This window comes from Lysinibacillus irui, from assembly GCF_028877475.1.
GTDB lineage: Bacteria > Bacillota > Bacilli > Bacillales_A > Planococcaceae > Lysinibacillus > Lysinibacillus irui.
Window position 1 is genome coordinate 1,383,272 of the sequence record NZ_CP113527.1, and the last position, 24,902, is coordinate 1,408,173.

Annotated in this window: 29 protein-coding genes and 2 pseudogenes; 28 read left to right on the plus strand and 3 right to left on the minus strand. The window is 38.2% G+C overall.

Going from position 1 to position 24,902, the window contains the following annotated elements:
• Positions 1-8: 8 nt before the first annotated feature.
• From prsW to OU989_RS06725, 20 genes are all read left to right on the plus strand, one after another.
• Positions 9-683, plus strand: coding sequence for a glutamic-type intramembrane protease PrsW (gene prsW / locus OU989_RS06630; protein WP_004232588.1), 675 nt, complete (start codon positions 9-11; stop codon positions 681-683).
• A 98-nt stretch (positions 684-781) separates the two neighbouring features.
• Positions 782-1,591 carry a spore cortex-lytic enzyme gene (gene sleB / locus OU989_RS06635; RefSeq protein ID WP_274796336.1) on the plus strand — a complete coding sequence of 270 codons (810 nt, stop codon included), beginning with the start codon at positions 782-784 and terminating at the stop codon, positions 1,589-1,591.
• A 15-nt stretch (positions 1,592-1,606) separates the two neighbouring features.
• Positions 1,607-2,890: a PepSY1/2 domain-containing protein gene (locus OU989_RS06640; protein WP_274796337.1), complete on the plus strand. Its 1,284-nt coding sequence runs from the start codon at positions 1,607-1,609 to the stop codon at positions 2,888-2,890.
• A gap of 86 nt (positions 2,891-2,976) precedes the next feature.
• Positions 2,977-3,636, plus strand: coding sequence for a flagellar brake protein (locus OU989_RS06645; protein ID WP_274796338.1), 660 nt, complete (start codon positions 2,977-2,979; stop codon positions 3,634-3,636).
• Positions 3,637-3,731: 95 nt separating this feature from the next.
• The gene (gene cmk / locus OU989_RS06650) at positions 3,732-4,406 is read left to right on the plus strand and encodes a (d)CMP kinase (RefSeq protein ID WP_274796339.1); all 675 of its coding nucleotides are present in this window, start codon (positions 3,732-3,734) and stop codon (positions 4,404-4,406) included.
• 102 nt (positions 4,407-4,508) lie between these two features.
• Positions 4,509-5,645, plus strand: a complete 1,137-nt coding sequence (gene rpsA, locus OU989_RS06655) for a 30S ribosomal protein S1 (protein ID WP_274796340.1) — start codon at positions 4,509-4,511, stop codon at positions 5,643-5,645.
• Positions 5,646-6,913: 1,268 nt separating this feature from the next.
• The gene (gene der / locus OU989_RS06660) at positions 6,914-8,224 is read left to right on the plus strand and encodes a ribosome biogenesis GTPase Der (protein ID WP_274796341.1); all 1,311 of its coding nucleotides are present in this window, start codon (positions 6,914-6,916) and stop codon (positions 8,222-8,224) included.
• A 107-nt stretch (positions 8,225-8,331) separates the two neighbouring features.
• The gene (locus OU989_RS06665; protein WP_274796342.1) at positions 8,332-9,348 is read left to right on the plus strand and encodes an NAD(P)H-dependent glycerol-3-phosphate dehydrogenase; all 1,017 of its coding nucleotides are present in this window, start codon (positions 8,332-8,334) and stop codon (positions 9,346-9,348) included.
• Positions 9,349-9,572: 224 nt separating this feature from the next.
• Entirely contained in the window at positions 9,573-9,785 is a 213-nt protein-coding gene (locus OU989_RS06670; RefSeq protein ID WP_155590613.1) for a DUF2768 domain-containing protein, read from the plus strand.
• Positions 9,786-9,808: 23 nt separating this feature from the next.
• Positions 9,809-10,591, plus strand: a complete 783-nt coding sequence (locus tag OU989_RS06675) for a YphF family lipoprotein (protein ID WP_274796343.1) — start codon at positions 9,809-9,811, stop codon at positions 10,589-10,591.
• A 92-nt stretch (positions 10,592-10,683) separates the two neighbouring features.
• Positions 10,684-12,162 (plus strand): stage IV sporulation protein A, encoded by a 1,479-nt coding sequence (gene spoIVA, locus OU989_RS06680; protein WP_274796344.1) that lies wholly within the window; start codon positions 10,684-10,686, stop codon positions 12,160-12,162.
• Positions 12,163-12,360: 198 nt separating this feature from the next.
• The gene (locus OU989_RS06685) at positions 12,361-12,633 is read left to right on the plus strand and encodes an HU family DNA-binding protein (RefSeq protein ID WP_004232618.1); all 273 of its coding nucleotides are present in this window, start codon (positions 12,361-12,363) and stop codon (positions 12,631-12,633) included.
• Positions 12,634-12,843: 210 nt separating this feature from the next.
• Positions 12,844-13,413, plus strand: a complete 570-nt coding sequence (gene folE, locus OU989_RS06690; protein WP_036126769.1) for a GTP cyclohydrolase I FolE — start codon at positions 12,844-12,846, stop codon at positions 13,411-13,413.
• Positions 13,414-13,475: 62 nt separating this feature from the next.
• Positions 13,476-13,694 (plus strand): trp RNA-binding attenuation protein MtrB, encoded by a 219-nt coding sequence (gene mtrB, locus OU989_RS06695; RefSeq protein ID WP_008180408.1) that lies wholly within the window; start codon positions 13,476-13,478, stop codon positions 13,692-13,694.
• Positions 13,695-14,007: 313 nt separating this feature from the next.
• A complete protein-coding gene (locus tag OU989_RS06700; RefSeq protein WP_274796345.1) occupies positions 14,008-14,778 on the plus strand; it encodes a heptaprenyl diphosphate synthase component 1 in 771 nt (256 codons plus the stop codon).
• Between the two features lie 15 nt (positions 14,779-14,793).
• Positions 14,794-15,498, plus strand: coding sequence for a demethylmenaquinone methyltransferase (locus OU989_RS06705; RefSeq protein WP_274796346.1), 705 nt, complete (start codon positions 14,794-14,796; stop codon positions 15,496-15,498).
• 19 nt (positions 15,499-15,517) lie between these two features.
• The gene (gene hepT / locus OU989_RS06710) at positions 15,518-16,492 is read left to right on the plus strand and encodes a heptaprenyl diphosphate synthase component II (RefSeq protein ID WP_274796347.1); all 975 of its coding nucleotides are present in this window, start codon (positions 15,518-15,520) and stop codon (positions 16,490-16,492) included.
• Between the two features lie 86 nt (positions 16,493-16,578).
• The gene (gene ndk / locus OU989_RS06715) at positions 16,579-16,995 is read left to right on the plus strand and encodes a nucleoside-diphosphate kinase (protein WP_016994415.1); all 417 of its coding nucleotides are present in this window, start codon (positions 16,579-16,581) and stop codon (positions 16,993-16,995) included.
• Between the two features lie 106 nt (positions 16,996-17,101).
• Positions 17,102-17,497 carry a hypothetical protein gene (locus OU989_RS06720; protein ID WP_274796348.1) on the plus strand — a complete coding sequence of 132 codons (396 nt, stop codon included), beginning with the start codon at positions 17,102-17,104 and terminating at the stop codon, positions 17,495-17,497.
• Positions 17,460-18,032: a tyrosine-type recombinase/integrase gene (locus OU989_RS06725; RefSeq protein WP_274796349.1), complete on the plus strand. Its 573-nt coding sequence runs from the start codon at positions 17,460-17,462 to the stop codon at positions 18,030-18,032. Before OU989_RS06720 ends, OU989_RS06725 begins: the two co-directional genes overlap by 38 nt.
• 941 nt (positions 18,033-18,973) lie before the next feature.
• On the opposite strand, the gene OU989_RS06730 is transcribed toward OU989_RS06725, so the two are convergent.
• Together OU989_RS06730 and OU989_RS06735 are read right to left on the minus strand one after the other, a co-directional pair.
• Positions 18,974-19,372 carry a hypothetical protein gene (locus OU989_RS06730; RefSeq protein ID WP_274796350.1) on the minus strand — a complete coding sequence of 133 codons (399 nt, stop codon included), beginning with the start codon at positions 19,370-19,372 and terminating at the stop codon, positions 18,974-18,976.
• A gap of 42 nt (positions 19,373-19,414) precedes the next feature.
• Positions 19,415-19,636, minus strand: a complete 222-nt coding sequence (locus tag OU989_RS06735; RefSeq protein ID WP_274796351.1) for a helix-turn-helix domain-containing protein — start codon at positions 19,634-19,636, stop codon at positions 19,415-19,417.
• A 151-nt stretch (positions 19,637-19,787) separates the two neighbouring features.
• Here OU989_RS06735 and OU989_RS06740 point away from each other — a divergent pair, with 151 nt between their 5' ends.
• Positions 19,788-20,078, plus strand: coding sequence for a hypothetical protein (locus OU989_RS06740; protein ID WP_274796352.1), 291 nt, complete (start codon positions 19,788-19,790; stop codon positions 20,076-20,078).
• 180 nt (positions 20,079-20,258) lie between these two features.
• Entirely contained in the window at positions 20,259-20,447 is a 189-nt protein-coding gene (locus OU989_RS06745) for a hypothetical protein (RefSeq protein WP_274796353.1), read from the plus strand.
• A 171-nt stretch (positions 20,448-20,618) separates the two neighbouring features.
• On the opposite strand, the gene OU989_RS06750 is transcribed toward OU989_RS06745, so the two are convergent.
• The gene (locus OU989_RS06750; RefSeq protein ID WP_274796354.1) at positions 20,619-21,047 is read right to left on the minus strand and encodes a hypothetical protein; all 429 of its coding nucleotides are present in this window, start codon (positions 21,045-21,047) and stop codon (positions 20,619-20,621) included.
• Positions 21,048-21,302: 255 nt separating this feature from the next.
• Here OU989_RS06750 and OU989_RS06755 point away from each other — a divergent pair.
• From OU989_RS06755 to OU989_RS06780, 6 genes and pseudogenes are all read left to right on the plus strand, one after another.
• Positions 21,303-21,431, plus strand: a pseudogene (locus OU989_RS06755) (recombinase family protein); the annotation flags it as partial.
• A gap of 123 nt (positions 21,432-21,554) precedes the next feature.
• Positions 21,555-21,788: a hypothetical protein gene (locus OU989_RS06760; RefSeq protein WP_274796355.1), complete on the plus strand. Its 234-nt coding sequence runs from the start codon at positions 21,555-21,557 to the stop codon at positions 21,786-21,788.
• 319 nt (positions 21,789-22,107) lie between these two features.
• Positions 22,108-22,320, plus strand: coding sequence for a hypothetical protein (locus OU989_RS06765; protein WP_274796356.1), 213 nt, complete (start codon positions 22,108-22,110; stop codon positions 22,318-22,320).
• A 261-nt stretch (positions 22,321-22,581) separates the two neighbouring features.
• Positions 22,582-22,704, plus strand: a pseudogene (locus OU989_RS06770) (nucleoside-diphosphate kinase); the annotation flags it as partial.
• Between the two features lie 252 nt (positions 22,705-22,956).
• Complete coding sequence (locus tag OU989_RS06775) at positions 22,957-24,105, plus strand: thiolase family protein (protein ID WP_274796357.1); 1,149 nt, start codon at positions 22,957-22,959, stop codon at positions 24,103-24,105.
• Between the two features lie 16 nt (positions 24,106-24,121).
• Complete coding sequence (locus OU989_RS06780; RefSeq protein ID WP_274796358.1) at positions 24,122-24,889, plus strand: 3-hydroxyacyl-CoA dehydrogenase; 768 nt, start codon at positions 24,122-24,124, stop codon at positions 24,887-24,889.
• The last annotated feature ends 13 nt before the right edge of the window (positions 24,890-24,902 follow it).

The window sequence follows — 24,902 nt, forward strand, 5'->3', positions numbered from 1 at the left end:
CCGGCATCATGATCATTTTATTATCTGCTGCCATTGCTCCCGGTCTAGCGCTTTTTAGTTATTTCTATTTGCGCAATCAGATGGCTACGGAGCCAAGAAGAACTTTACTACAAACGTTTTTATACGGTGCATTCTTAACGTTCCCTATCATGTTTTTACAGTATGTATTAACAGAGGAAGGGGTATTTCGATATCTTTATCTTCAAGACGTCCTTTTTTCTAGTGTTATTGAAGAGTTTTTTAAATGGTTTGTTCTATTAATTGCCATTTACAATCATATAGAATTTGATGACCCTTATGATGGTATATTGTATGGTGCCAGCATATCACTTGGTTTTGCGACAATTGAAAATGTCCTTTATTTACTTTCTTTTGGCTTGGACACGGCATTCATGCGAGCCTTATTACCAGTCTCAAGTCACGCATTGTTCGGTGTCGTCATGGGCTATTACTATGGACGTGCTAAGTTTTCGAAGCTTGTAAAGACAAAAGAAATGATTGCAATGGCGCTTTGTGCACCTGTTGTACTTCACATTCTATACAATACAATATTATCATTCAAAGGTCACTGGGTTTATTTAATGATTCCTTTTATGTTGTTTTTATGGTGGTTTGGCTTGCGAAAAGTAAAGCTTGCCCATTACCATCTAGTTCAACATTTGCATATGCAAAAGAAAATTTAAAGCGTAGAAATCGTCAAAGATTTCTACGCTTTATTTCTTTATTAGCATGTATAAATTACTTCTTTTGTTTCAAGCTATAAAAAAAAGGAGTGATAAAAGTGCGTTTAGTCAGCATACTTTTTGCTTTGATATTAGGAATTAGTATAATTGCGATTCCTCAAAATGATGCAATAGCTTTTAGTGACCAGCAAATTACTCGTGGTGCCTACGGAGATGATGTCATTGAATTGCAATCCAGATTACAATACTTAGGTTTTTATAAGAGTAAAATCGATGGCAAATTTGGCTATAACACATACTGGGCTTTACGTAATTTCCAAGAGAAATATGGTTTACCAGTAGACGGGATTGCTGGCGCAAAAACAAAGAAAGCGTTAGCAGGCTACTCTGATTATGATGAAAAATGGGTAAAAGCACAATTAAATGCGGGTAATCAATTTACTTATTATGGTGGCAAGCCACTTGATCAGCAGGTACAAAAAGGTACTGGTGGCGGTAATAGTAGTGGGAGCAGCAATAATAATGGAACTCAAACGCAAGTCCCACCAAAATATACAGAACGTGATTTGCAGTTAATGGCGAATGCTGTATATGGAGAGGCTAGGGGAGAACCGTATGAGGGGCAAGTAGCAGTAGCAGCTGTTATTTTAAATCGTTTAGAAAGCCCCGATTTCCCTAATACAATTTCAGGTATTATATTCCAACCACTAGCTTTTACAGCAGTAGCTGATGGACAAATTTGGTTAGAACCTAATGAACGAGCAAAAGAAGCCGTTATTGATGCAATGAACGGCTGGGATCCATCTGAAAATGCGTTATATTATTTCAATCCAAAAACAGCAACAAGTAAATGGATTTGGTCACGTCCACAAATTAAACAAATAGGAGAGCATATTTTCTGTTCATAGAAAGGAGGAACATCGATGAAAACTTGGCTCGTGGTCTTAACGATTGCTGTTATTGGGTTAGGGGCATACAGCATAGATTTACATGGCGATAAAGAAGATTTACAACGTACCGTACTAGCGCAATATACAGATAAGTTAACAGATGCATCTGAAAAACTATCCCATCTCCAGCGGGCTGTATCACAATCCCTCTTGTTTCAAGACGAGCAGGCGATTCACAGTGAACTAGACTCGGTTTGGCGCTTAAGCTCAGAAGTTCGTTCTTCCATTGCTAATATCCCGATTGGACAAGAACTATCGAATGAATGGATGAATTATTTAGGAAGACTTGGCGATGAAGCAAAAAGAACAGCAAAAACAGGTGATTATGAGGCTTGGCGTGATAAGATGCCGCAGGTCTCCGCAAATTTACAATCCCTTTCTGATGATTGGACAGCTGCAACAGTTGATTTTTATAAGCATGATGGAAAAATGGATGTTTGGCTACAGCAAGTTGATAATAAAAATCCAAACACAAAATTTGATACTGTAAAAGATACGTTAAAGGGTTACGGAGAAAAGGATTTCCCGCTAACACTATCAGAATCTGATTGGCAGAAGAAAATCGAGTTAAAAGCATTGCAGGATGCTGTGATTACCGAAAAAGAAGCGTTAGAAAAAGTCAAATATTTATTCCCTGCCATTAAAGACGCAACATTTACGGTCACTAAAAGTAGTGACACCGCACCGTATCCTTTCTATCACATTCAATTCCATCAAGGGATACGTTTAGGCTATGTAGATTTGACGGAAAAGGGAGGACATTTACTGTCCTATTTAGTAGAACGTCCTGTTGATGAAGCAAAGCTCTCACAAGAGGAAATCCTCAAAAAAGCTCAGGAATATGTGAAGAAACTAGGCATGAAAGATGTGGCTTATGTGGAATCACGAGAAAATCATCAAGCATGGCATGTGACATTTGCCCGTGTACATCCAGGGGACAATGCGTTAATTTATGCGGATGGTGTTCAATTAAAAGTAGCGAAAGATACAGGTGAGCTGTTAGGTGCGAATGCAATGGAGTATATTCAAGAAGAGAATATTAAACCACAAACAGCGAAACCTATTGATTGGAAAACATTCTTCCAAGACGATATTCAAGTACAAGAGGTAAAAAATATTTATACAGATAATGGCCAATTTGAACAGCGACTTTGCTATGAGGTCATTGCATTACGTGACGGAAATACTCAGGAAACATTTAGAATTGTTATTGATGCGGAAAACCACAATGTATTAAAAGTGGAATATCTAACTTAATAATAAGAAAATACTACCAATTTTTATAGCCAAAATAAACTTCTCATGAGATAATTAAACCATATTTTTCGTACGAGGAGATGCTCATGGAAATAAAAATTGGTACACATTTACAACTTGAACCTACGTATACAGAGCAAGTGGAGAAATTCCGCTGTAAAGTTGTAGAGCAACAAGATCATATTCTTTATATTGATTATCCAATAAATATGGCAACGAAGAAAACAGCATTTTTAATAGATGGCTCAGAATTTAGAGCAACCTTTCGTACCGAGGATAAACAATCCTTTGCTTTTAATACAGAAGTAATTGGGCGTAAAGCAGGCAATATACCAATGATTATGTTGCATTGTCCAAAGCCCGAGGAATTTATAAAAATTCAACGACGAGAGTATGTTCGTGTTGAAACGCCAGTGGACGTTGCTATTCAGTTCAACGATTACAAGTATCAACTTGTGACTGTTGATATTAGTGCTGGAGGCTTGGCACTCATCTTGAAGGGAGAAGTAGCTTTCAATGATGGTGATGAGATAAAATTAACGATTGTATTACCTTTTGCGAATGGAGATGTCAAATACGTCATTACGGATGCAACAGTCGTGCGCATTTTTGAAAAAGACGATAAACGCATTGCGACCATTCAGCTAACGGATACAGATGATGTCGATCAACAGCATATTGTACGTTTTTGCTTTGAACGCCAATTAGTCAATCGTCGTAAAGAAGTGAATCCTTTCAATGTTTAATTTCCTTCATAATATTTTTACAAAGCCCTCTCCTAGCAGAGGGCTTTTTTGGGGTTATATGTTACAATATGAGGTGAAGAAAGTAGGGAAGAATAATGAAGAAAAACATTCAAATTGCGATAGACGGGCCTGCAGGTGCTGGTAAAAGTACAATAGCCAAAATAGTTGCTGAAGCACTTGGTTTTACTTATATCGATACAGGTGCCATGTACCGAGCAGTTACGTATAAAGCGATGCAACAAAACATACATTTAGATGATGAAGCAAAATTAGCAGAGATGTTAATGACTAGCACAATTGAATTAAAGCCATCTCCACAGGGCCAGCTTGTTTTTTTAGATGGTCGCAATGTATCGGCTGAAATTCGTTCAAATGAAGTTACTTCCTCTGTTTCTCAAGTAGCTGCCCATGCAAATGTTCGAGAGCTATTAGTTGCTCAACAACAAAAGCTTGCAGCTAATGGCGGTGTTGTCATGGATGGACGTGATATTGCTACACATGTTTTAAAGGATGCAGAGCTAAAGATTTTTATGTCTGCAACAGTAGAAGAACGTGCAAGAAGACGATTAATCGATAATCAAAAAAGAGGGATTGATTCTTCTCTTGAAAAACTTCAGGAAGAAATTGCGCTACGTGATAAAAAAGATAGTGAGCGTGAAGCATCGCCACTTATTCAAGCTGAAGATGCAATATTTTTAGATACAACAGCATTGTCCATTGATGATGCAGCACAAGCTATTTTAAAATTAGCAGAAGAAAAAATGCTATAAATCCTAAAATTTCAGACATTTTTTGAATTTAAAGGATTTATTTTTGTCTTTGTCTTCAATATCGAATAAAATAGTAAGGGAAGATGCGAAGGAGGGTTACATATGTCTGAAGAAATGAACTATGCAGAACAAACGTTTAACGAGGGTGATATCGTCAAAGGTATTGCAGCACAAGTTGATGAAAAGGCAGTATCTGTATCAATTCCAGGTGCACCGTTTGATGGTATTGTACCGATTAGTGAATTATCAAGCTTACACATTGAGAAAGCGTCTGATGTCATCTCTGTTGGGGATGAGTTAGAGTTGATGATTACAAAGGTAGAAGAAGAGAACTTTGTCCTATCAAAACGTAAAGTGGATGCTTTAAAAGCATGGGATACACTAGAGCAACAATTTGCCGCAGAGGAAATTTTCGAAGCGGAAGTAAAAGATATTGTTAAAGGTGGTCTTGTCGTAGATTTAGGTGTACGTGGCTTTGTACCAGCATCACTTGTAGAAGACTACTTTGTCGATAATTTTGAAGGCTATAAAGGAAAAACGTTAAGCTTTAAAATTGTTGAGCTTGATAAAGAAAAAAATCGCCTAATCTTATCTCATCGTGCAGTAGTTGAAGCAGAAAAAGCTTCACAGAAGAAAAATGTCATTAATCAAATTAAAGCTGGCGATGTATTAGACGGTAAAGTACAGCGATTGGCTTCATTTGGTGCATTCATCGACCTTGGTGGTATTGATGGGCTTGTTCATATTTCGCAAGTATCACATGAGCATGTGAGCGATGTGAGTGAGGTTTTAGCTGAAGGACAAGATGTAACAGTGAAAGTTCTTTCGGTGGACCCAGAAAATGAACGCATTTCATTATCCATCAAAGAAACAATTCCGGGACCTTGGTCAAATATCGAAGAACGCGCAGCTAAAGGCACGATTTTAGATGGCCGAGTAAAACGTCTAACTTCATTTGGTGCATTTGTAGAAGTATTCCCTGGTGTTGAAGGCTTAGTGCATATCTCTCAAATCGCCCATAAGCATATCAACACGCCACATGAAGCGTTAAAAGAGGGACAAGAAGTACAAGTAAAAGTACTTGATGTCAATGCAGAAGAAGGACGCTTAGCGCTGAGCATTAAAGAATTACTAGAAAATCCAGAAGCAGAAGAAGTGATTGACTACGAATTACCAGAAGAAAACACAGGCTTCTCATTTGGTGATGTAATTGGCGATCAATTAAAAAACTTTAAATAAAGTGCGGGGCGAGGATGCAAACATGCATCCTCGCTTTTTTGTTGGGGTGGAGGATAGAGCTTCTTAAATGATGGATAGAATTCATAAAGTAGTGGAAATAACTTAAAGTAGCGGATAGAACTTCAAAGTGGAGGATAGAACTTGAAAAGTAGTGGATAGAGCATTCAAAGTGACGGATAGAACCCGTAAAGTGACGGATAAAACTTAAAGTAGCGGATAGAACCTTCAAAGTGGTGGATAGAACCCAAAAAGTAGTGAATACAATCCATAAAGTGAAGGATAAAACTTAAAGTAGTGGATAGAACCTTCAAAGTGGCGGATAGAACTAATAAAGTGAAGGATAGAACTTAAAGTAGCAGATAGAACCTTTAAAATGGAGGATAGAACCCAAAAAGTAGTGTATAAAGTCCTCAGAGTGGCGGATAGAACTATTAAAGTGTTGGATAGAACTTAAAGTAGCAGATAGAACCTTCAAAATGGAGGATAGAACCCAAAAAGTAGTGGATACAATCCATAAAGTGAAGGATAAAACTTAAAGTAGCTGATAGAACCTTCAAAGTGGTGGATAGAACTTGAAAAGTAGTGGATAGAGCCTTCAAAGTGACGGATAGAACCCGTAAAGTGACGGATAGAACTTAAAGTAGTGGATAGAGCCCTCAAAGTGGCGGATAGAACTAATAAAGTGAAGGATAGAACTTAAAGTAGTAGATAGAACATTCAAAATGGAGGATAGAACCCAAAAAGTAGTGGATACAATCCATAAAGTGAAGGATAAAACTTAAAGTAGTGGATAGAACCTTCAAAATGGAGGATAGAACCCAAAAAGTAGTGGATACAATCCATAAAGTGAAGGATAAAACTTAAAGTAGTGGATAGAACCTTCAAAGTGGTGGATAGAACTTGAAAAGTGTTGGATAGAACTTGAAAAGTAGTGGATAGAGCCCTCAAAGTGGCGGATAGAACTTAAAGTAGTGGATAGAGCCCTCAAAGTGGCGGATAGAACTTAAAGTAGTGGATAGCCCTCAAAGTGGTGGATAGAACCCCTAAAGTGTTGGATAAAGCCCCAAAATTGAAGGATAGAATCCATAAAGTACAGGATAGAATCAAAATACCTATAACCCCATTAAAGTACTGCTTAGACTCTTAAAAATAAATCCCGAGAGTGATGATTGCCATACATAGCGTTCTACTTTATGGATATGATATGATATAATGGCATTTTTCGTGTATAATAGCGAAAGACAAGAAGTTGGAAGGATGAAGTACAGATGACGAAACCAGTAGTAGCCATCGTAGGTCGTCCGAACGTAGGTAAGTCGACGATTTTTAACCGTATCGTTGGAGAGCGTGTTTCTATTGTGGAGGATATCCCAGGCGTAACACGTGACCGTATTTATAGTTCGGCAGAGTGGTTAACACACGATTTTAATATTATTGATACAGGTGGCATTGAAATAGGGGACGAGCCGTTTTTAGAACAAATTCGTCAACAAGCTGAAATTGCCATTGATGAAGCGGATGTTATTATTTTCATGACAAATGGTCGTGAGGGAGTAACGGCAGCAGATGAGCAAGTTGCTAAAATTTTATACAAAACAAAAAAACCAGTCGTATTAGCGGTCAATAAAATTGATAACCCCGATATGCGTGAAATGATTTATGACTTTTATGCACTTGGCTTTGGGGAGCCTTGGCCAATTTCAGGGTCACACGGCTTAGGCTTAGGGGATTTATTGGACGAATGTGCGAAACATTTCCCGAAAGAGGATGAAGAGCAATATGGCGATGATGTGATTAAATTCTCTTTAATTGGTCGTCCGAATGTTGGGAAATCCTCTTTAGTCAATGCATTCTTAGGGCAAGAACGTGTTATTGTAAGTAATATTGCTGGGACAACACGTGATGCGATCGATACGCCTTATGAATATGAGGGTCAGGAATATGTCATTATTGATACAGCTGGTATGCGTAAAAAAGGGAAGATCTATGAAACAACTGAGAAATACTCTGTTTTACGTGCTCTACGCGCCATTGAACGCTCAGATGTTGTTTTAGTGGTACTGAATGCAGAAGAAGGCATTCAGGAGCAAGATAAGAAAATTGCTGGCTATGCGCACGAGGCTGGAAAAGCTGTTGTGATCGTCGTGAATAAATGGGATGCGATTGAAAAAGACGAGAAAACGATGAATGTCTTTACACAGCAAATTCGTGAGCATTTCCTATTCTTAGACTACGCACCTATTATTTTCGTATCAGCCAATACGAAACAGCGTGTACATCAAATTTTACCGATTATTCAACGTGTAAGTGAGAATCATGCGATGCGTATCCAGTCATCTATTTTAAACGAAGTAATTGAGGATTCAGTGGCGCGTAATCCTGCGCCAACTGATAAAGGTCGTCGTTTACGTATTTACTATGCTACTCAGGTTGCGATTAAGCCGCCAACATTTGTTGTATTTGTGAATGAACCAGAGCTTATGCACTTCTCATATGAACGGTTCTTAGAAAACCGAATTCGCGAAACATTTGATTTTGAAGGGACACCAATACGTTTAATTACACGTGCTCGTGCTTAAATGAAATAGCGGTACACTATAATACGCCAACCTGACAGAATTGTTGGGTGGCGTCTTTTTACAAAAAAGAGCGTATGATAGACAACCCAGCAAAGGGAGGATTTTTAATGGAAAAAGTTTGTGTGTTAGGGGCAGGCTCATGGGGTACTGCACTTGCAATGGTACTAGCGGAAAATGGACATGATACGCTTGTATGGACACATAGAGCTGAACAGGCAGAGGAAATCAATAACCTGCATACGAATAAAAAATATTTACCTGAAACCGTTCTGCCAGCAAATTTACATGCGACAAGTGATATTGCAAAGGCGGCTATGCATGCAGAGACTATTGTTGTGGCTGTCCCAACAAAAGCTATTCGAGAAGTTTGCGAGAAATTGACGGTTGAATTAACTAGGAAAGTGTTGTTCGTCCATGTCTCTAAAGGGATTGAGCCGGATTCTTTAAAACGGATTTCTGAAATTTTAGCTGAGAGTTTGCCAGCTGAGTATGTGGAAGAGATTGTCGTTCTTTCAGGCCCAAGTCATGCGGAGGAAGTGGTATTACACCACCCTACAACGGTAACTGCTGCATGTGCCAATATAGATGCAGCAGAAAAGGTACAGGATTTATTTATGAATCAATTTTTCCGTGTCTACACAAATGAGGATGTCATTGGAGTAGAGATTGGAGGAGCATTGAAAAACGTTATCGCTTTAGCAGCTGGTATTACAGATGGCTTAAATTATGGAGATAATGCAAAGGCTGCACTCATTACACGAGGTCTTGCAGAGATTTCACGTTTAGGTGTAAAAATGGGTGGTAATCCATTTACGTTCTCGGGGCTAACTGGTATGGGCGACTTAATAGTAACTTGTACAAGTGTTCACTCTCGAAATTGGCGTGCAGGGAATCTGCTAGGGCAAGGGATGAAGCTACCGGAAGTTCTGGATCAAATGGGTATGGTTGTAGAGGGTGTACGTACCACAAAGGCAGCCTATCAATTAGCAGAAAAGTATGGTGTAGCCATGCCGATTTCCACAGAGCTTTATAGTGTGCTATTTAATGATGTTGAACCAAAAGTGGCGGTTGATGCATTAATGATGCGTATGAAAAAACGAGAAATAGATGATATGAAACATTAATGACAATTTTTTGATTAACTTTGTCATAAAATGGACATAAATGAGGTGTCTCAACGAAACTGTTGTGACGCCTTATTGTGTGCTATTAATTGAATAGTGTAAGCAGCATAAAAGAGTTGTCCATTTCTTGATCGTTATGGGACAACTATTTCTTTTTAGCAGAGGCACATAGTATAATATACTTTGATTGTGTCTTGACATTGAAAGAAAGGTGGTTATTTGAAATGGGCCCGTTAGCTCATATGCCTGCACTAGATGTAATGTGGGTATCATTTTATTGCATCGCATTTATGATTATATCAGTCGGTTTAATTTATTTAGCTCGAAATAAAATTTCAAATGTATTTTTACGAACAATCGTAAATTTATGTGCATACATACTGTTTGGACTTGGCACATTTTTAATGGTACTAGTAGTTGCCACATGGCCAGCATAAAAATTTAATGAGGTGTCAGTAACATGAAAAAACTAAGTTCTTTTCTGTTGGTATTTGCAACCGCCATACTATTAGTAGGATGTGCGTACCCAGAAGACGAAAAAAGAGCAAAGGTCACGCCTGATGTCGACCAACTAGCTGCAGTTCAACGTGCTGTGAACGAATATCGTGAAGCAACTGGTGGGCTAGTACCGATTAAAAATAGTGAATTAGATACAGACATTTATATCAAATACTTGATCGATTTTCAAAAGCTTATGCCGAAGTATTTGACGACGATTCCTGGAAATGCCTATGAAAAAGGCGGGATATATCAATATATTATTTGGGATCCTGAACATGAAGCGACAGTCAAATTAGTAGATTTAAATGCGGCAGAGCGGATTCGTGAAATAGGCATTCGCAAATTATCTACACAATATTTACCGATAAAAGGTTCTTCATCTGACAATGTTTATCAAATTAATTATAAAGATTTAGGCTATAAAACAGATGTGACGGTGAAAAGTCCTTATTCTGGCGTCGAACTACCACTTTTTATGACGGGTGACGGTGAATTGCACGTAGATTATTCTGTGGATTTAGGGCAGCTTTTAAAAGAGGACAAGCCTGATGTGAAGCCTGGTGATGATATTCGCCAGCTACTAGTGGACAAATATCCCGTAGTGCCTGCTTATTCTATTCCTTATACTGTCGATAACAATGGGGAACCAGTTTATGATATGGAAACCTATAATGCAGATGTTCAAAAGGCCAAAGAGAGACAAAAACAAGAGGCAGAAGCTGCTGAAAAAAAAGAACAATAAGAAACAGGCTCCTTACATTTGTGAGGGGCTTTTTCATATTTGTCTACAAGCTTGCATATAGTGAAAAAGCGTAGATAAAGGAGGCAGAAACCTTGAGTGAAGCAGTATTTAGAGAAATTGCAGAGCGCACAAATGGCGATGTTTATATTGGTGTTGTCGGTCCAGTACGTGTAGGTAAATCAACATTTGTAAAAAAGGTAATGGAATCAGTCGTGTTACCAAACATTCTGGATGAGACGGAAAGAATGCGAGCACAAGATGAGTTGCCACAAAGTTCACCGGGGCCAGTCATTATGACTGCTGAGCCGAAGTTTGTGCCTGCCCAAGCAACACGTATTGTGGTCGGTGATGATGAGATGCCATTCCAAATCCGTTTGGCAGATTGCGTTGGTTATATTATCGAAGGAACGAAAGGCTATGAGGATGAAAATGGACCAAAATATGTTCATACTCCTTGGCATACAGAGCCGATTCCATTCCAGGAAGCAGCTAAAATTGGCACAGATAAGGTAATTCGTGATCATGCAAATATCGGTATTGTCGTAACCACTGATGGTACTGTGAACGGGATTAGCCGCCGTGCCGCAGAGAAGGCAGAGGAAGAAATTGTTGAGCAATTAAAAGAAATCGGCAAGCCTTTTGTGATTTTACTCAATTGCCAAATGCCAGCGAGAGAAGAAACGGTTCAGCTTCGCAATGAATTGTTTGAACGTTATAATGTACCTGTTATTGCTATGTCTATTGATCAAATGAGAGAAACAGATATTCAATATATTTTACAAGAAGCTTTATTTGAATTTCCGATTCGTACAATTGAGGTAGAAAAGCCAGATTGGCTGGATGTATTAGATGCCACGCATCCGTTGAATGTTGCGTTGATTGATTCAATGGAGGAAGTACTTTCGTCTGTGATGAAAATTAGAGACGTACAACAGGCATCAGATGCTTTTAAAGCGATTGATTTTATTGATCAAAGTGAAGTAGTTCATGTTGATGCAGGTGTTGGAACGGCTGTGATTCGTGTATCCTTACAGGGTGAATTATACAAATCGGTGTGTAATGAATGGCTAGAAGAACCGATTGAAACCAAAAAAGATTGGCTGCTCTTTATTAAAGAGGCTGCGGAGGCAAAAGAAGCACAAAAACGCTTTAAGAGTGCAATCCATGATGCGGATACGACAGGCTACGGCGTGACATTACCAATGATGCAGGAATTTGAGCCGACAGCACCAGAGCTCATTAAGCAAAATAATTTCTTTGGCGTTCGAATGAAGGCAAAAGCACCATCTTACCATATTATTCGAGTAGATATGGAATCAGAATTCGCACCGTTGATCGGCTCAGAGTTCCACAGTCAGCAACTACTTAAAGACTTAAATCATGCTTATTTACATGATCGTGAGGCATTATGGAATACGCAACTATTTGGAACTCCGTTACATGAAGTATTAAAAGAGGGTATACGCTATAAAATGGATGCTGTACCACCTACTGCCAAAAAACGGATGCGACAAACAATTGAACGAATGGTTAACGAAGGTGATAGAGGTTTAGTAACATTTATTTTATAGTAATAAAATTGAAAAAATGTGTGAAAAATAGGTGTAGGGCTTTTCGTTTTTAAGCGAAAAGTCCTTTTATTTTTGTTTTTTGGGTGAAAATCTAATTTTTTGGTTATAATCATGTATGAATACAGTTGCGTAGCGGTTTTCTATGTGTTACTCTTTTTACAGAATTGGTTCATGACCCTTTGAGAGGAGGTGAATGGTGTGAATAAAACAGAATTAGTAAACTCTGTTGCTGAAGCTGCAGGTCTTTCTAAAAAAGACGCTTCTAAAGCAGTTGAAGCTGTATTTGATACAATTCAAGATGCTCTTGCAAAGGGTGACAAAGTACAATTAATTGGTTTTGGTAACTTTGAAGTACGTGAACGTGCGGCTCGTAAAGGTCGTAACCCACAAACTGGTAAAGAAATCGAAATCGCTGCTAGCAAGGTGCCTGCTTTCAAACCAGGTAAAGCGCTTAAAGACGCGGTAAAATAATACACGTCTAGTAGTTACATAGAGCAGTCTTCATGTTAACGAACATGAAGGCTGCTCTTTTTAACTTTTTACATAAGAATTCTACGAGGATTTACTACTCTAAAGGCAATTTTTTTATGAAACAGGTAAGTCATTTTGCGCTAACCATTTGGATGTGCTACGATGCATAGGGAAATGTGTAATGTTTTGATACGCAGGAGGTTTTTTCGGATGTCGAATATTGATTTATTAAAAATAGAAGAAGCAGTAAAAATGATTTTAGAAGCGGTAGGTGAAGACGTAAATCGCGAAGGTTTATTGGATACACCGAAACGTGTAGCTAAAATGTATGCCGAAATGTTTAGCGGCTTGCATGAGGATGCTAAAGATTACTTTAAAACGGTATTTCATGAGGATCATGAAGAATTAGTCCTTGTAAAAGATATTCCTTTTTATTCAATGTGTGAGCATCATCTAGTGCCTTTCTATGGCAAGGCACATGTTGCATACATACCAAATGACGGAGTTGTTGCTGGGCTTAGTAAATTAGGACGTGCCGTTGAAACCATTGCTCGACGTCCACAATTACAAGAGCGTATTACGTCTTCTGTAGCCGAGACGATTATGGAGATGCTTGCACCAAAAGGAGTCTATGTTGTCATTGAGGCTGAGCATATGTGTATGACGATGCGAGGACTAAAAAAACCAGGTTCTAAAACGGTAACTTCGGTTGCTCGGGGTATTTATGAGGAAGATGAAGTAAAACGAAGAGAAGTGCTATCATTTATCCAAATGTCTTAAATTACATGTCTAATTATGTTATGATGTACTAAGAATTTGTCGGATTTAAGGAGTGTACAAAGATGTCACAAGATTATATTGTAATTCAAGCAGAAGAAGATGGTGTACATGTCATTGGATTAACACGTGGAACAGATACAAAATTCCATCATTCAGAAAAATTAGATGCCGGCGAAGTAATGATAGCTCAATTCACAGAACACACGTCTGCCATGAAAATTCGTGGTAAAGCACAAATTCATACAGCACATGGTGTGATCCATAGTGAAGCGAAAAAATAATAAAAATAGTTACTAACATTGTTATTATAAAGAATTTTTTGAGTAAGTCTGAAAAATTCCGATTACAGTGACACCTTGGTAACTGATTTGTACAATAAGCACATATAAAAGCACTAGATGTGAAAAACTGAGTATAGATCTTAAGGGCAGTTAGCATTCCTTCAGCCATTTGTGGGAAAGCTTTACTGCCTGTCGTTTGAAAGAAGCAAAAATTTTTTATTCCGCATCGTTGCGTATGCTATAATGATTCAGTAAGTAAGCGTTATGCCTTAGATAGGACTAGCGTATCTGAAAGTGAAATGGAGTAAGGTCTATGAATGCAACATACATTCAAAATTCAATTGCACAGTTAAAAACAGAGATTTTCATGGATGTTCGTCATAGAACTTTGCAAAAATACACAGGGGTACCTGTGATAGATGAAAATCAATTGTTTTATTTGTTAATCCCGTTTTTGAATGGTGAGGAGTGGCAACAAGAACAACAAGAGGCTGCAATTACTGTTGGCATTGTATACGCGGCATTAGCGGCTCACGATCATATAAAAGAATTAGATGCAACATCAAAAGAACAGCAGCTTACCGTTTTAGCTGGAGATTTTTATAGTGGTCGTTATTATGAACTATTAGCAATGTCAGGGAATGTTGCTTTGATTCGTAGTTTGTCACAAGGCATTGTGGCACGCTGTGAACATCAGATTAAAGTATATGAAGCGGAACAACGAACAAAGGAGCAATGGTACGCGTCGATGAGTACGATTGAATCGGGGTTAATTGCTCAATTTTTCGCTCTTTATTCTTTTAGTGAATATATACCACTTATAGAAAAAAGTTTATTAATCTTGCGTTTAGAAAGAGAATGGACGGCTTATCAACGTGGGCAACAAATGTCTTTAATGGGTAAGGCACTAGAAGAAAGTGTCAGACGAAATGACGCAACCTTTAATAGCGTCATCCAGGAAAAAATTGTGCATTTAAAAACAGAGCTTTTACAGTTGATCGAACAGGCAAGTTTTTTACAAAGTGATATCAAACAAGCTTTACATGCACATGTAGAGGCATCTATTGCTTCTACTAACGGATAAGAGAGGTTTTTCAAAATGGCTAAAACGAAAGAAGAACACGTTCACGAAGTATTTGAGAGTATTTCGGAAAACTACGACAAAATGAATGGTGTGATTAGTTTCCAGATGCATGTTGGCTGGCGTAACGATACGATGAAGCACATGGCTGTTAAACCTGGAACAAAAGCACTCGATGTATGCTGTGGCACAGCAGATTGGACGATCGCATTGGCAGAGGCAGTTGGTGAAAGTGGAGAAGTAAAAGGACTCGACTTTAGTCAAAACATGCTGAAAGTTGGCGAACAAAAAGTAAAGCCGTACCCACAAATTGAACTAATTCATGGAAATGCAATGGAATTACCTTTTCCAGATAATTCATTTGATTATGTGACGATTGGCTTTGGTCTTCGCAATGTACCTGATTATTTACAAGTCTTAAAGGAAATGCATCGTGTTGTAAAACCGGGTGGTATGGTTGTGTGTTTAGAAACATCTCAATCAGAAATTCCTGGTTACCGTCAACTGTTCCGTTTTTATTTTAAATATATAATGCCGATATTTGGTAAAATATTTGCGAAAAGCTATAAGGAATATTCTTGGCTTCAGGAATCTGCGAATGATTTCCCAGGTATGAAGAAGTTAGCGGCATTGTTTGAGCAGGCAGGATTAGAAAAAGTAACGTACAAAGCATACAGTGGCGGGGCTGCGGCAATGCATATGGGCTTTAAAAAGGTACGTTAATGGGGGAAGGTTTTCACACGTGGAAAAGATGAAGTTAAAACTACTCTATTCCGATTTGAAATCAGATATTGATATCATTGAACGAGAGTTAGAAAAAGCAGTGGACTCATCTTCATATTTGATCAACGATGCTTCTCTCCATTTATTACAAGCTGGTGGCAAACGGATACGACCAATTTTTGTGTTATTAGGTGCAAAATTTGGCGATTATGATATTGAGAAGATGAAGGATGTAGCGGTGCCTTTAGAGCTCATTCATATGGCATCACTTGTGCATGATGATGTTATTGATGATTCCGATATGCGAAGAGGACGCCCGACTGTCAAATCACAATGGAATAATAGGGTAGCAATGTACACGGGCGATTTTATTTTTGCACGTGCGCTAGAATATATTACAAAGCTTGAAGACCCACTTGTTCATCAAATTTTAGCACGTACCATGGTAGAGATTGTTAACGGTGAAGTCATTCAAATTGAAGATAAATTTAGATTAGATCAGGGCTTAAAAGATTATTTTAGAAGAATCAAACGTAAAACGGCATTACTTATTTCCTCTAGCTGTGAGCTGGGGGCGGTCGCTGCAGGCGTTGATGCAAAAACAGTGAGACATTTAAAGCGCTTCGGCTACTTTGTGGGCATGAGCTTCCAAATTATCGATGATGTTTTAGATATTATGGCAACAGATAAAGAATTAGGTAAACCCGCGGGTAGTGATTTGTTGCAGGGCAATATTACCTTACCGATCTTATTACTGAAAGATGATCCAGAGATGCAACCTTATTTAGTTAAAGTATTTGCAGGTACACTAACAGAAGCGGAACGTCAAAATATGTTGCAATATGTGCGTAAATCTCATGCAATTGAACAAGCTAATCGTATGAGTGATAAATATTTGAAAAAAGCCTTACAAGAAATAGATGCTTTACCAAAACATCCAGTTAAGAAAAAGCTGCGAGATGTTGCATTGTTTATGGGTAAGCGCAAATTCTAGCTTTTTGTTGTATAAAGGCTCGTTTTTTGTTAATATTTATCGGTAGGTGTAAAACCTGTTAGACGAATTTAAGGAGTGTTTTAAACATGGCAATTGAACAAACTTTTTTAATGGTTAAGCCTGACGGCGTTGAACGTCAAGTAGTTGGAGACATCGTTGATCGTTTCGAACGTCGCGGTTTTGTAATGAAAGGTGCTAAATTAATGGTAATTCCTAAAGAATTAGCAGAAAAGCACTATGCTGAGCATGCTGAGCGTCCATTCTTTGGTGAATTAGTTGATTTCATCACTTCTGGTCCTGTATTCGCTATGGTATGGGAAGGCGAGAACGTAATCAAGCTTGCTCGTACAATGATGGGTGCAACTAAACCTGAAGAATCAAACCCAGGTACAATCCGTGGAGACTATGCAACAACTGTTTCTCACAACATCATCCACGGTTCTGACTCTCTTGCTTCTGCTGAGCGTGAAATCGGCTTATTCTTCGGTGAAGATTTAGTTTAATTCGTTAAAGATCGGATTATAATCGGATAAAACTCCGTATTGTACAAAAGCATACTCGCTATAATAGCGGTTAACCCTCTAACTATTTCAGTTGGGGGGCTTTTTGTTGTCTTTTAATAAAGTCGATTCAAATGTAGATTTAAGTTTATTCGATATTAACTCCAGGCGTAAGTCTGCTAAAAAATTCGGTTTCAATGAGGAATCGAATACTCGGAATATTAAAGTCAATCATGCAATGAAAATTGTTAATCAACAGTGGAAATTGCTCGGGCTAAGACCTAGTACAATTGACAGTTATAATTACAACTTTTCGAAGTTTGTCGAAGTAACTAACGTTGTCTATCTACACGAAATTAATAACGATAAAATTTACGAATATTTATCTTCTTTTAAAGACGTTAGAGATACAACGCTAAAAGGTCGACTAAAGCAGATTAGCGCCGTTCTAGCACGTTTTTATGATAATGGCTGGTTTAGCGTCGGTTTTTTGGAAAAGCATTAAAATAAAGGTCGACACGCCCCTTAAAGAGGCTGCTACGGAAAAAGAATTATCATTACTTATTTCTTTGTTAGATAAGTCTACTTTCAGTGGGTTCCGAGATTCTATTGCTATCTTATTGCTTTATAAAACTGGGATCAGAATTAAAAGTTTAGGTTTATTGCGTGAGAAGAATATTGACTTTGAAAGTAAGACGCTCATTTTACCTGGTGAGATTATGAAAAGTCATCGCACTTTAATGCTACCTCTCGATGATGATATATGTGCTTTATTGAAGGAAGTAATAAGTGTAAACAATGACATTAGGAAAGAACATCGTCAGAAAAACGATTATATATTTGTATCAAATGTCGGAATCCCTATTTCTAATTCTGTTTCATCATCTAATTTAATTTCCAAAAATTTGTGGATGTACAGTAAGCGTTGGGGACTTAAAAATGTCAACCCGCATTCAATAAGGCGCCTTTACGGCCAGAACCTTTTAAAACGAGGTGCAGATGTAAATTTAATTTCACACGCCTATGTCACAGTGATTTGAGTACGACATCTCCCTATCTAGGGTTGGATACTTCTACAGTTGTACGTAATTTACGTGATTATTTATAAAAAGATAAAAGCCGCTAGTGCGACAACACTAACGACTCTTAAAATGATTACACTATCGTTGGCAGGCAAATAGTGTTTCAACCATAACTAAATATGAGCGATGATATGCCTTCATTTTACCTCGAAAAAACGTAATATGCAAAGGCCTGCTTTCCTATTGTCTTTTTTAGGATCGCTCATTGACGAGAAGCCGTTAAGCGTCATTAAAAAACACGTCAGGTTACGCCGAGCCAACGCAGTAAATTCGGCTATATCGCAGGTCAACCCGTTTCCTGTTACGGTTCCGATGAATTGGTGAGCGCCACCATTAAGGGCGCGGCATGGTTTATCGGCTAGTTACGGCTAGGGTAAGCATGTACAAGCGGACAATCAGCGTACAAATACGCTCAATTAAGGACTACTGCACGTCTAGGACGATAATTAGACGAGTACATACGGATAGAAATATTCCGATTTAACAGGAGCAAACGAGAAACCTCGGACGTCTCCATGACGTAGCAATGCAGTCGTTACTTATTGTCGCTTGATTCGTTTTCTACGTTTCTTGCGGTAGTAGGTAAAGATATTGCGCCGATTTCCTGGAGCAAGCTGCCATTTCTGCTAGCAAGAGAGTACGGTTGTCAATCACAATCTTACATTTAATATTAACATTTTGCGAAGCAACCTTTAATTTTATTTTTCTTTATAAGTAAGGACTGCTAAAAATTTAAAGTGTAAATATACTGGTTACACTTTTTCTTCGTCTACTTCTACAAAATCGATTATCTCTATTATATTATTAATTCCTAATGTCTCAGTATTCCTTTATAAGAGATGAATTGAGCGGTCAGCCTTCCACTCTAGTTCAGTCAACGTTGTCCACTCTGTTTTACTTTATAAGTCTAAAACAAATTCAGGAATTTCATTTTTAACAACAATCTTTATAAAATCTTTATAAGGTTCCGAAACGACTCTGTTATTTATTTTGGTTTTTAAAATTTTATAGTTTTCTCTATCGGAAAGTTTGTCAGATAAGCTCATTTGTTCAATAAACTTCTTAGTATATTTAACTACATTATCGTGATTATTATTATTATCTATCAAATATATGAAATTCTTTTGTTCATTTGTTTCAAAATCAATATAAATAACAGCATATCCTACTACTTCTATAGTTCTCCCATCCCAATATTCATCGAAATTATCAGAATTGTTTACTCCGAGAATAAAAAAAAATTCAAGATTGCGATTTAAAAATAAACGACTAAATGAAAAACTTTCATGTTGCAACATAGTAGCTCCTCCTATAATTTCAGCAAAGTATGAAGATAGCCGTTATTGGCCGTCGTCTTTTTCGTTGTCTACTATTTCGATTAGATCACTAATATCACAATTCAAAGCTTTGCAAATCTTCTCTAATGTATCGAACTTAATTCCGTCAGTTTCCTCGTTATACAAACGTGAAAGGCCATTTCTATGTAATCCAGTTGCTTCCGCCAACTCAGAAATCTTCATTCTTTTCTCACCTAATAAACGAGATAAATGTACTTTAATCATATGTAGTCACAATCCTTTTTTAATTTCATTTTACACTGTAGTGTATATAACTTCAATTTATTGTTGATAGTGCACACTGTGGTGTATATTATATTAATTGTGGAGAACACTGCGGTGTGTAAAAATGACACTGGGAGAGGCGGAATGTGAAATGTTTACGACGTTAGACGAGGGCAAATGGTTAACAGACAATGAAGTTTGGTCAGTGGAGTATCAAATTGTATCGTTTGAAAAAGAAGGTGTATTCTCAACGTCTTATCAGGTGTTTGTGAAGCGACCAAACTGTAGGTGGGATTATACAGTTTCTTCGACACCAGTTCCTTTATACATACAGGAAATGATCGACGATACTATTCGTAAGTGCAAACGTTTATTAGCAGATTATACGAAAAAAGTAGCCGATAAAGCTACGGAAATTGTAATCGCAGATAGTAGTGACTAATTAGATAACTACGAGGCTGTATCCACAGAGAAAGGCGCATGGCGAACGATTGTAATGCGTTTATCAAATACAGCACTTAAAACAATTCCGATTTTCGATCATATGCATGTTGTTTGTTCAGACTTTTATCGTGCCTTGATAGGTTGATGGTCAGGAGTTAGTGATTGGAGGTATTCCAGCATGAAACAAGGTGTTGCGCGTAAAGCGCCAGTACAGTCGTTTGAACGAGAATATAATAAGGCTTACATTAAGTTACTAACGAAAGCTGCTGCCAATGCAGCTAAGCAGATAGACGCATATTTTTTCGGTGAAGAAGGTGAGGACGGTGAACTTAGAGTGTGGTACTACGGTTATATGTGTAACGATTAATTTGTGAAAAGTTAAACGCTCAACTAGCGCCAACTAGTAGAGTCATATATAACGCAGATCCTGCGCCAACAGGACCGGCAAATATTCGCTAGAGCTTGCGCCAACAAGCGATAGTAGAGGTCTTTGCGCCAACATTGACAAAAATAAAACTAGAGGCGCTTGCATTCGTCTCTAGTCATTTTTTGATATTAATTTTCGTGATTTTACATCATAAATTTCGTACCCCATAGTAAACATAGCGTCTTTTGTAATATTCACCTTACAATAGTAAGGAATTGACTTACCATAAGCATCTAGTTCGGGGATATCGAAAGAGGTATATTGTTCGCCAGTTTCGATCATTTCAAAAGTTGCTGATGTACGGTGCCCCAATGAACCAACTTCAATCGTACAATCTCCATTAATAACGTCATAATCATTTTGAATAACTGACTTTAGACTTGGTAGGGTAATCGCTAACAACGCAACACCTACTAAAAAACCCAAAAGAGACTTAAATCCATCAAAGGATAGCAACTCTTTATCTTGATACAAAAAAATTAATAATATAGCTTGTGAGAGAGCTAGTATTAATCCTATTGAAATTGCTACATAATACAATTCTTCACTTCCTATGTATAACTGTTGAATATTTCCTTGTTAGCCTAACATATTTTATCGTTTTATTCTTATCAAGGTAAACAGGTTTATTATTCCATTAAATATTATATTTAATTAATTTGAATAAGGTGGTCCGAATTCGAGATTATACTCGGGTATAGATAGTAGGGAAGTTAATCCCCTTCATTTCACCTTTATAAACATGGTTGAAAACGGTTTTAAATCGCAAGTCAACGTATTTATCATGAGGAGGCTAAAGAGGGTATCGATGTTGTCGAGGCGTTATTCGAGCGCGGTGTACGCGTACATGTACTTAACGTAGGACTATTAGAGAACACGACAATGGGATGCTTCTTCCTTACTACCTTACTAGCGGTGGCAGAGACTCCCCCAAGGGCCCCGATTCTGACAGGCGCTTTCTGCTGATCTGACCTTACGTACAACTTTTTTTCTTTTTGAAGTATAGTAGTTATAATAAATACATTAATACGTAAAGATGGTGAAACGATGGAACTGGTGCTAAAGGAAATAATGTCTCCAAGTAATCAATATAAAGTTCAAATTATAAAACGGAGGGATGGTCTTTATACAACAGAAGTATATATGTGGCAAGAAGACTGTGGATATGAATTTTGGAGTCCTTTTAAAAAAGGATTGAGTTTGATTGAGACTGAGGAAGTAGCAGTAACATTAGCCATTGAACAATTAAGACAATACTCCGGTGAAATTATCACTCTTTAGTTACCTAACTTATTCAGACGCAATCCTAACGCATCGAGAATTGCAAAGTAGGATAGTTGTACGTGTGGAATCGTCTGAATGCCACTTTTAACGCTAAACTGACGCAATCTATTTTAATAGGAAATAACACTAAACGTTATTTATTACTGAAAACGTAATTAACGTTGATATGACGCGGTTTACAAGGTATTTTTATTCTTGCATTTTATAGTCGTAGGTTGTATAGTTTGATTCGACGTCAAATATAACTTGCTAGCGGTTAGAGAGCGAGGAAATACCGATGGAGAAGAATTATAAAAGTGTGCCAGAAGTGGCTAAGATGTTCAAAACTAATGTCACGAAGATAAAAGACATTTGCGATTTAATGTCGGACGATATAACGAAATTTGTTCTTAGGAATGAACAAGGTCATCGTCAACTGTCAGAACATAATATACTTATTATTGCCGCAGTTATCGGCTTAACAAACTGTATGAAATTAATAGATGCGGTAGATTACGTGAAAAAAGAATTTTACGGAATTATCGTTTAAGTTTCTGCTTGTTATTGCGTAGAAATGTCGGTAAAACATTCCGAAACAAGCAACTATACTCATTTGAGCTTCAGAAAACGTTTGAGTAGAAAAAGAAAAAAACGGATAAGTTTTATTGCAGAGTACGTTGATAGTAGTAGTGTATATTTGAATCGTAGAGGGTAAAACCAAGTATGCCTCACGTACAATTCGATTATTATAACCGACATACCAATCTGATAATATCCGGTAATTAATTTTATATCCGATAAGTATAACGAGAACCCAGGTACAATCCGTGGAGACTACGCAACAACTGTTTCTCACAACATCATTCACGGTTCTGATTCACTTGCTTCTGCAGAGCGCGAAATCGGCTTATTCTTCGGTGAAGATTTAGTTTAATTCGTGAATAGATTAGGCAATTCCAATTCATTTGGGATTGCTTTTTTTATTACCTTGAGAAACGGAAGAATTACAAAAGGTAATGTTCTATTGCAACATATAAATAAACTTCTTCTAGATACATATAGAATTGTTAAAAACTTCTTACTCATGTACAATAAAAAATATAATATTCAGACAATTAAGTTAGGAATAGAATTGTAGACCTGTCAATAAACTGTGAAGGATGACGAGGAAAAGGGGTTATAGATAATGAGAGAAGTGGTAATTGTCGCAGCAGTTCGAACTGCTGTTGGCCGAAGTAAAGGGGCATTAAGCCAAGTTCGAGCAGATGATTTAGCAGCAGATGTGCTAGAAGAGGTTGTAAGGCGTGCAGGGATTGACAAGGAACAAGTGGATGACGTTATTTTGGGCTGTGTAACGCAAACAGCAGAACAAGGTGCCAATATTGCGCGGACATCCTTATTAATGGCTGGCTTCCCGGATAGTGTGCCAGGGGTAACCATTGATCGTCAATGTGGCTCTAGTCAGCAAGCCGTTCATTTCGCCGCTCAGGCAATTTTAGCGGGAGATATGGATATTGTCATTGCTGGTGGCGTGGAAAGTATGTCGAGAGTACCGATGGGGTCAAACATGCAACATGCGCATAGTAGTAAACGCTTACAGGAGAATTATGACATTATCCATCAAGGGTTATCTGCGGAGAAAATAGCAGCAAAATGGTCTTTATCGAAAGAACAGCTAAATAACTATGCTTACCAAAGCCATCAACGGGCAATTTCTGCTATTGAAGCGGGTCATTTCAAACATGAAATACTACCTATTCAAGTGCCACAAGAGGATGGATCAATGACAACGTTTGCTGTTGACGAGGGACCACGTGCAGAAACAACTATCGAAATTTTAAATGGCTTAAAGACTGTTTTTCAAGAGGATGGCGTCATAACTGCAGGCAATGCAAGTCAGATGAGTGATGGGGCATCAGCAGTTGTGGTGATGGCTTTGGACAAGGCGCAGGAGCTTGGCATTCAACCACTTGCCAAAATTGTGACAAGAGTGGTCGTTGGCTCTGATCCAACATTGATGTTAACAGGGCCAATCGAAGCAACTAGAAAGGCGTTAGAACGAGCAGGCCTCAACATTGAAGATATCGACACTTATGAAGTTAATGAAGCCTTTGCACCAGTGCCACTTGTATGGCTACAAGAAATTGGTGGAGACCCGAATAAGCTTAACCCAGATGGCGGTGCTATAGCACTGGGGCATCCGTTAGGGGCTACAGGCACTAAATTGTTAACGACCATGCTACATCGTATGGAGCGAGAGAATTATCGTTACGGTTTACTTGCTATTTGTGAAGGGATGGGAATGGCTAATGCCACGATCATTGAAAAAATGTAAAAGGGGATAGAGTTGGATGAAAAATCATGAAGTGATTGCAGTAGTAACGGGCGGTGCCTCAGGTTTAGGTGAGGCAACTGTCCGTAAGCTGGTTGAACAAGGTGGCAAAGCAATTATTTTTGATGTGAATGATGAGCGTGGACAAGCTCTAGTACAGGAATTAGGGCAAAGCGTACATTATGTGCGAGTGGATGTCACAAAAGAAGAAGATGTGGCAACAGGTCTTGAGCAGGCCATTGCAGCATTTGGTAAGGTGAATGTGGCGGTAAATTGTGCAGGCATTGCAGATGCGAGTAAAGTCATCTCGAAGCGAGGGGTTCATGCTCTTGCTTTATTTGAAAAAATAATCTCTGTTAATTTAATTGGTACGTTCAATGTTATCCGTCTAGTTGCTGAGAAAATGCAGCATAACGAACCAAATGAGGATGGACAACGTGGCGTCATTATTAATACTGCATCGGTAGCAGCATTTGATGGGCAGATTGGACAAGCGGCTTATAGTGCATCAAAGGGCGGTGTGGCAGCGATGACCTTGCCAATTGCACGAGAGCTTGCAGAAATCGGTGTCCGTGTAATGACCATTGCGCCTGGGATAGTTGAAACGCCAATGTTTGCATCGTTACCTGAGCCAGCAAGAACGGCTCTTGCCCAAATGACACCATTCCCTAAGCGACTTGGTAAACCTTCAGAATATGCCCTGTTAGTTGATAGTATTATCCACAATGGTTTGTTAAATGGGGAGGTCATTCGTCTAGATGGGGCCATCCGCATGCAGCCAAGGTAACTATAAAGTCTAT